A 574-nucleotide genomic window follows, 5' to 3' on the forward strand; every position below is an offset into this window, starting at 1 on the left:
AGTAAATAAGATACGATCACCTGGAAGGTAGCTGGGTGAAATATCATGCCCATCTTCAGCCCTGACATTCAGCGTACTATCAAAAATACGGCGGAGCGTGCTGCTCTCTATATTATATTCCCAGATATTCCAAGTAGGCTGATCTTCTTCATCGGCATTCTCTATCTCTGGCGCACGCATCGAGAAGAGTAGTTTCTTACCATCATAAGAAGTACTGAGGTCACGTACATCGTAGAGCAGCTCACCGTCGTCGTTTAAGAACGATTCATCAGCAAAGGCTGCCGAAGAAATATCCACCGTTTGAGCATCAAGTGATGCTTTTTGCTTTAGGTATAAAACAGCACCAGGACGAAACGATTGCGGCTCAGCCGCATTATCTGGCTCAACTTCGCCCTCATCGTTTTCTATAGGTCTTTCTATATAGGCTAAAGGTAAGTCAACTACAACAGGATCCGTGCCATCAGAGCTACAGGCAACAATAAGAGGCAGGCTGGTAATAGCAACAAGGCACAACAATACCCGTCTCAAATAGCCGGGGCTTGAAGGCTTCGGTAATCTAAAATGCCTTTTGAAG

1 pseudogene is annotated in these 574 nt (G+C 45.3%); it reads right to left on the reverse strand.

The annotated features are described in order from the left end of the window. Positions 1-513, reverse strand: a pseudogene (locus A3763_RS21020) (hypothetical protein); the annotation flags it as partial. Between the last annotated feature and the right edge of the window lie 61 nt (positions 514-574).

This window comes from Oleiphilus sp. HI0128 (genome assembly GCF_001635365.1).